The sequence below is a fragment of the Mesorhizobium sp. Cs1299R1N3 genome (assembly GCF_037179625.1).
In the GTDB taxonomy this organism is placed as follows: domain Bacteria; phylum Pseudomonadota; class Alphaproteobacteria; order Rhizobiales; family Rhizobiaceae; genus Mesorhizobium; species Mesorhizobium salmacidum.
Genome location: NZ_JAPYKQ010000070.1, coordinates 1 through 457, shown reverse-complemented (window position 1 = coordinate 457; position 457 = coordinate 1). Strand labels below are relative to the sequence as shown.

Annotated in this window: 1 protein-coding gene; it reads left to right on the top strand. The window is 69.8% G+C overall.

Annotated elements, in window-relative coordinates; all coding sequences use genetic code 11:
- On the top strand, positions 1 to 241 hold a 241-nt coding region (locus O7B34_RS31995; protein ID WP_337149736.1), incomplete at its 5' end, for a protein-export chaperone SecB.
- Between the last annotated feature and the right edge of the window lie 216 nt (positions 242 to 457).

Genomic DNA, 457 nt, shown 5'->3' with positions numbered 1-457 from the left:
CTTCGACCTGAAGTATGCCGGTATCTTCCGGATGCGGAACATCCCGCAGGATCAGGTCCACCCGGCGGTGATGATCGAGTGCCCGCGCCTGCTGTTCCCCTTCGCCAGGCAGATCGTGGCCGAGGCGGTGCGCAACGGCGGCTTCCCGCCCCTCTACATCGATCCGATCGACTTCGTCGGCCTCTATCGCCAGAAGGCCATGGAGGCGCAAGGAGCCCAGGGCCAGCCGCTGGCCTCCTGAGGGACCGGGCGCCCCCGCGCTCGATCGGATCGGACTTGTGACACGGGGCGGCGCCCGAGCCGCCCCGCAGGAAAGCGCACGACATGGCCAAGGCCGGATCAGGGAAGGCGGAGAGCCTCAAGCCGCGGCTGCCGCGCGGCCTCTTCGACCGCCGGGAGGGCGACCTCCTCGCCCAGGCACGGATGCTGGAGGTGATCCGCGCGACCTTCGGCCTCT